4 protein-coding genes are annotated in these 6,446 nt (G+C 51.1%); 3 read left to right on the top strand and 1 reads right to left on the bottom strand.

Annotation, left to right across the window (positions count from 1 at the left end):
* The coding region (locus ACP5D4_RS20510; RefSeq protein WP_428013473.1) for a hypothetical protein at nt 1-269 on the top strand (269 nt) is incomplete at its 5' end.
* A gap of 52 nt (nt 270-321) precedes the next feature.
* Here ACP5D4_RS20510 and ACP5D4_RS20505 read toward each other — a convergent pair.
* Nucleotides 322-726, bottom strand: a complete 405-nt coding sequence (locus ACP5D4_RS20505) for a PAAR domain-containing protein (protein WP_428013472.1) — start codon at nt 724-726, stop codon at nt 322-324.
* Between the two features lie 208 nt (nt 727-934).
* On the opposite strand from ACP5D4_RS20505, the gene ACP5D4_RS20500 reads away from it, so the two are divergent.
* Both ACP5D4_RS20500 and ACP5D4_RS20495 read left to right on the top strand, forming a co-directional pair.
* On the top strand, nt 935-5,443 hold the full coding sequence (locus ACP5D4_RS20500; RefSeq protein ID WP_428013471.1) for an eCIS core domain-containing protein: 4,509 nt from the start codon (nt 935-937) through the stop codon (nt 5,441-5,443).
* Nucleotides 5,431-6,237 (top strand): hypothetical protein, encoded by an 807-nt coding sequence (locus ACP5D4_RS20495; protein WP_428013470.1) that lies wholly within the window; start codon nt 5,431-5,433, stop codon nt 6,235-6,237. Before ACP5D4_RS20500 ends, ACP5D4_RS20495 begins: the two co-directional genes overlap by 13 nt.
* Nucleotides 6,238-6,446: the final 209 nt, after the last annotated feature.

Raw genomic sequence — 6,446 nt, 5'->3', positions numbered from 1 at the left:
CAAACCGTGAGGTCTGGAGAATCGCCGCTCTTTTAAGGCGGCGAGTATGTCAAAACCGCTATGCTTATGAAGGCGTTGAAGAGTACGCACAAGTTCAGGCGCGAGTTGAGAAGTTGATGGAGGATTATATGGAGGAACGAGAGGCGGAGGAAGCGCCAGAAGAGGCGGTGATGAATCGGGAGTTAGAGCGTCAGTGGCGACGGATGGAACAGTTAGATTGGTACGATCGATCGCCGGGGCGATCGCTCCGGATGCCACCGGGGTTTTAAAATTCAGGTAGCGATGTAGAAACCTCCCCAAACATCCTATTGGGTATCCCGTTCAATCTTCCTTTTCTTCCTGAATGCGATCGCGCTCCGCTTCCGCCTCTTTCTTCATCTGCTCGACTCCAGCGGCGATGTCCAGCGGCGGCGCACCCCCTCCAGCACCGATTAAAACCGTCGGCGCACCTTGGGCGATGGTGGTAGACACCGGAACCGACCCGGCGGGAGTTGTCGTCATACCAAACACCATCGAGGTGACGTGCGCCGCAGGCATTCCCCCGATTAAGACGGTGGGATTTCCACTGATTATCATACCCGGCCCGGCGTTGATGACCGGCCCCGCCACGGACGTGGTCGTGACGGCGGCGGGTTGGTTGTTAATCACCACATTGGGAACGCCAGGGGGAAGAACGCTGTCGCCAGTTACGGTGAGGTCGCCTACTCGAGCTGCGGGAAAAGACATCGCGACACCAGAATGCTTCGAGGGTTCGGGCAATTCGCCCGAACGTGCTACCAGTTTAAGCCATCGTTTCGCGCAGCGGCGAAGGAACTTTCGAGGGGCGAATTCGGGTTGTAAATTCCCGAAAACTGGCGTTTGATACGGTCGGAGACGGTTTTGAAAATTGCTGTTTTGAGAGTTCCCGCCTAGAATCGAAGCAGATTAAGATGCTTTGGCAAAATCTGGCTCGATCGAGCCGATTTGGGAGACGGTAGCGATGGGCGATCGATCGCATCAGTTCAAACCCACTTCCCCCACCGTTCAACGGAGAACCTGGGTCAATTTCCGCAAGGAAGAAACGCCCCCAATCCGCGATCCTTTTGGCTTGTATCCGGAAGCGTCCGAGTCCGAGGAGAGCGATCGACCCCTTCCCACGGGAGGATTCAGCCTACTCGAGTCTCCCATGCCGATGCACCCGCCCGTCCAGCGTCAGGGAGAAGAGACGGAAGCAGAAACCGACACCGACGACGCGGAAGACCTCGACCTACAAGCGAAACTGACGATTGGGAAACCCGGGGACTCATACGAACAGGAAGCGGATTCGATCGCGGCGCAAGTGATGAAAATGCCCGATTCGAAGCCTTCGCCTCGAAACCCCGAACTCGACGACAACGACGCCAAACCCCAGACGACCCCCGTTCGCCCCAAACTCCAATTACGGGGAAACGCCAACCCCTCTCAAGCCAGTCCGCAATTCGAGCAAACCCTCAACCGACGCAAGGGACAAGGACAACCGCTCGCCAAGGAAACGCGGGAATTTATGGAATCGAGATTCGGTACCGATTTTTCCGGCGTGCGCGTCCATACCGACGGCGAAGCGGCTCAATTAAACAAAGAGGTGGGCGCGAAAGCCTTTACCCACGGTCGAGATATCTTTTTCAACAGCGGTCGCTACAATCCCGGTTCTAGCAGCGGCAAAGAATTACTCGCCCACGAGTTAACTCATACCATTCAACAGACGGGAAATACGCTTCAACCTAAATCCCGGTCGCGCGATCGCGCCAAATCTAATAAAATTCAACCTCAATTTTTAACGACGATTCCCAGCGTCCAGCGACGGGAAGACCGAGAATCCGAGGCGGTTTCCCCAGCGACAGCGGCGCCAAAAACGGAAACGCCGTCGAGTCGAGAACCCCCCAGTCCGTCTGCGGCTACATCTGCGACTCAAACCGCCGAGGCCTCTGGAAAACCCCAAACTGCTGCACTTCCATCTCAGGAAACCGCCCAACCTGCAACGCCGTCGGGTGGCGAAACCTCGAAGATGGCCGGTGAAACCGCTGCTTCTCCCACGCAGACAGCTCAAGGTGGCGGGGGAACGGCTGCACCCGCATCGGCGGACGCCGATCCTGCATTTCAAGCGGTTGTCGCGGACAGCGAAGCGGCGGCGACGCAACAAAAACAGCATCCTCGGGCGGATTCGGAAGCCCAAGCCGCACAAGACGCCGCCGAATCCCCCGCCAACGAAGTGGAAAGTCAGGGCCAAGATCGCCAAGTGACGGAACTGGAACAGCAACCGCCGGGAACCTTCGATGGCGAACAGTTCAAAGCGGCGCTGATGCAACGGATTGAGGCGGTGGTTCCCCAGACGGAGGAGGAAGCTGAAGGCTTTAAAGACAACAACCAACTGGATTCGGTGCGTCAGTCGGTGTCGTCGCAGGTGACGGAGGAACAGGAACAGGCGGCGGCGCCAATTGAAGACAAAGCAGCCGACCCCCCCGATACGAGCGGTCTGGAACCGCGCACCGCCGAACCCCTCGAACCCTCCGAATCACAGCCTCCTTCCCATATCGCCGCTGAAGGGGCGGCTCCCAAGCCGAGGAGCGAGGCGGAAGTTTCTGCACCGCTGCAAGCCAACAGTGCTTCGTTAGACGAACAGATGGAAGCGGCGGAGGTGACGGAGACGCAGCTTGAGCAGTCGAACGAACCGCAGTTTGTCAGCGCACTGGCGGCGAAACAGGAGGCGCAAACGGACGCGCAGACGGCGCCGGGGATGTATCGTCAGGGGGAGCAAGGGGCGATCGCCCAGAGTCAGGGACAGGCGGTATCGCTGGTGAAGACGGGGTTACAGGAGATGCACGGCCAGCAATCGGAGGCGATGGCTCAGGCGTTGGGGGTGCAGGGAGACACGAAAGGGAAAGACGAACAGAAACGCAAGGAAGTCGCCGATCGCATTAACGAGATTTACGAAAAGACGAAAGGGGACGTGGAAACCGCCCTCGACGGCTTGGAATCTGAGGTGACGAGTCGCTTCGATACGGCGGCGAATCGGGCGCGACAGCTATTTGAGAATCACGTCGATGCCAAGATGAAGGCGTATAAGAAAGAACGCTACGGCGAATGGTACGACGTGCGGGGTTGGGGGAAACGCGCTAAAGATGCGGTGGTGGGTTTACCGCCGGAAGTCAATGGCTTTTTTGAAGAAGGTCGATCGAAATATCTGGCGGAAATGGACGTTGCGCTGACGGATATTTCTAACTTCGTCGCCGAACGGCTCAACCAGGCGAAAACCCGCATCGCGCAAGGGAAACAGGAGATTCAACAGTACGTTTCTAGTTTGCCTCAAGAGTTGAAACAGGTGGGAACGGAAGCGGCGCAAAACATCCAAAGTAAGTTTGATGAGTTAGAAGGTCAGGTTGACAGCAAGCGAGACGCTCTCATCGACAGTTTGTCTCAGAAATATCAGGAAGGGGTGCAGGCGATCGACGATCGCATCGAGGAGATGAAAGCCCAAAATCAAGGGCTGGTGGATAAAGCCAAGAACGCGATCGGCGGCGTTATCCAAACGATTTTGGAAATTAAGGGAATGCTGGCCAACGTCCTCGGCGGTGCTGTGGAAACGGTGAGTCAGATTCTCAAAGATCCCATCGGTTTTTTGGGAAATCTCGTCACGGGATTGCGTCAGGGATTCCAAAACTTCCTCAGCAACATCGCCACCCACTTACAAACGGGGTTAGTGGGTTGGCTGACGGGAACGATGGGATCGGTGGGAATTCAACTTCCGGAAGATTTGTTCAGTCTCAAAGGAATTTTCAGCCTGGTGACGCAGGTGTTGGGGTTGAGTTGGAATTACGTCCGTCAGAAAGCGGTGAAAATGTTCGGCGAACCCGTGGTGGCGGCGATGGAGAAGGGGTCGGAAATTTTCCAACTGTTGCAATCGCAGGGTTTGACGGGAGTTTGGGAACACCTGCGCGACCAGTTTACCGATTTGAAAGAGTCGGTGATGGGGGAAATTAAGAATATGGTGATTACGCAGGTGATTCAGTCGGGAATTACCTGGTTGTTGGGACTCCTCAATCCGGCGGGTGCGTTCGTGAAGGCGGCGAAGGCTATTTACGACATCGTGATGTTCTTCATCAACCGAGGGTCCCAGGTGGTGGAGTTGGTACAGGCGGTTACGCAGTCGATTAAGTCGATCGCCAGTGGTGCGTTGGGTGACGCGGCGAAGTTGGTGGAAAATGCGTTGTCGAAGGCGCTTCCGGTGGTGATTGGTTTCTTGGCGTCGTTGCTGGGTCTTGGCGGGTTGGCGAATAAGGTCACGAAGGTCATTAAGAGGGTTCGCAAACGCATCGATAAGGCGATCGAACTGGTGTTGAAGAAAGCGAAGAAAGCCGCGAAGAAACTGCTGAAGAAATTAGGGTTGCGCGGGGAAGAGGACGAAGACGCCGAACGCGCCGACCCGGAACACGATGCGAAGGTGAATGCAGGTTTGCAGCAGATCGATCGTGAGGAAGCGAAGTATCTCAAAGACGGTAATAAGATTACGAAGGAAGAGGCGGAAACGGTTGCGGCGACGGTGAAGCAACGAAACCCGGTGTTTAAGGCGATTTCAGTCGTCGATGCGGGAGAAACTTGGGATTATCGGTATGCAGCCTGTGAAGGTACAAAGAAAGGAGAAAAGAAAGAAGAAGGCGAGGAAGAAGTTCAAGGTGCATTTGCTCTGTATCGCGGCATTCATTTTAATAAAAATTTAAGCGAGGAAGATTATAAATCTCAGTTAAAGCGAGATTTGGTTAATACACCCACTTTTAGTACGGCAGCCAAGAAAATTTCCGGTAGTCAAAAACCTGACGGGTCAGATGTCAGTCAATCCGACTTGCAAAATGCAGCGGAATTAGTAACACGAGAAGTTGACAAAACCCAAAATCCTAGAAGTGTAAAAAAATGGTGGGGCAAGAAAGATCAAGAGTTTAAAAGTCTTTTCTATGCCATGTTACAGGACTATGTTAACCGCTACGATCGATTTCGAGAAGAATTACGAAAAGCTCAAAGCGGACAATATTCAGGATTAAATCTAGTTGATATACCTTTTATATCAACCTCTAAAAATCCAAATCACGCAGCTCGATATGCCCTCGGGCAAAAGGGAACACAACAGGAAAATCGAAATCCGCAAGGTTCGATTATCGGGCGAATGTTTATTTATCTTTTTAGCGCCATGGAGCTAGTAGAATCTGGAGCTATCGATGTTCAAGATTTACATAAATCTGGAAAGATAAAAGTCAAGTATCGCATCTTTAAAGAAGGAGAAGTTGCATTTACAGGAAGTATACCCGGTAAAAATTTAGTAGCACAAGAAGATGCAAGGCTCGAACATTCTGCAAGTAGCTTGGGGAATTCAGCCAAGCAAAAAGCGCAGCAGATAGCAACTAATAAAGGAGGGCTAAAAGAATGGCAATCCTGAATACAGAAGTTTTTGTAGATCTAGTCAAGCGTGAATTTAAAATTTTACCAAAGAACTATCAAGCTCATAAAGAGCGTAGGTTGCAAGCATATAATTATGCCGATAAAACTTTAAAATATATCCAGCAAGACTTTCAGAGTGTCAATACTTTATTTGACGAAAACAAAATATCAGAAAAAGATTTGGTTTTATCCTTTACAGAATTAGCTCTGGAACTCACATCTTTTTTATATGCAGTGGGGGCAGACCACGGAATTTGGAAAAAATGGTCGGCGTTGTCAGGCATTGGTCTTTTTCTACAGGAAAAAATTTATGAATCTATTGAGTATTTAATTCTTGGAGAAGAATGGAATTTTATAGATCGGTTATCCAAGTCTTTTTCGAGTTTACATATTATTCAAAATTCAACCCTTTATGAAGGGGTAATTTCAACCTTGGCTTTGAGTCAAGACTGTATGGATTTTCATGCGAGTGGTGAGGATGTAGAAGAGAAAGCTTGGTTGAGTCTTATTGACAGTATTCCATCTCAAAAATACGATCTGACTAGGGATTGCTTGGTTGAAATTGCTGAATTTTGGATGATGGAAGATGAAGATAATTGGATGCAGTTTCATCCTCGAAGCTATCCAGATTTTGAAACTCCAGTGTGTGCGGTTGCGGCACTCGCTTGTCACCAAGGTTTTCCACCAAAAGGTTTTACTACCGAACAATATCAGTTTTTAGAACCTGGATTAGTTTCTGCCAGATTGGAGACTTGGTTTCCCCAATATTTTGAGTTACCATTGGCGAGGTAGTTTGGTTTACATATCTAGCGAAATTCAATACCATTACTGATTCGTGACTGGTTTCTTCTCATCGGTAGTCCAAGCTATAAGGTCAGAGAAAAATTCACGGATTAGTCTTTCCCATCCCTTGAGATATCGTTGTAATGATTGTATGCAAAAATTCCATGCCGTTTACTATCATAAATCGTCGCGCTAATCTCGATCGCCTGCAAGCCAAG

This window comes from Baaleninema sp. (assembly GCF_049974805.1).
Taxonomy (GTDB): Bacteria; Cyanobacteriota; Cyanobacteriia; order Cyanobacteriales; family Geitlerinemataceae; genus Baaleninema.
This window is presented reverse-complemented; position numbering and strand designations above follow the sequence as displayed.

Bases quoted from the DNA above. Each gene is read 5' to 3' on its own strand.
- ACP5D4_RS20505 (WP_428013472.1), bottom strand. From the start codon at position 726: ATGTCTTTTCCCGCAGCTCGAGTAGGCGACCTCACCGTAACTGGCGAC.
- ACP5D4_RS20495 (WP_428013470.1), top strand. From the start codon at position 5,431: ATGGCAATCCTGAATACAGAAGTTTTTGTAGATCTAGTCAAGCGTGAA.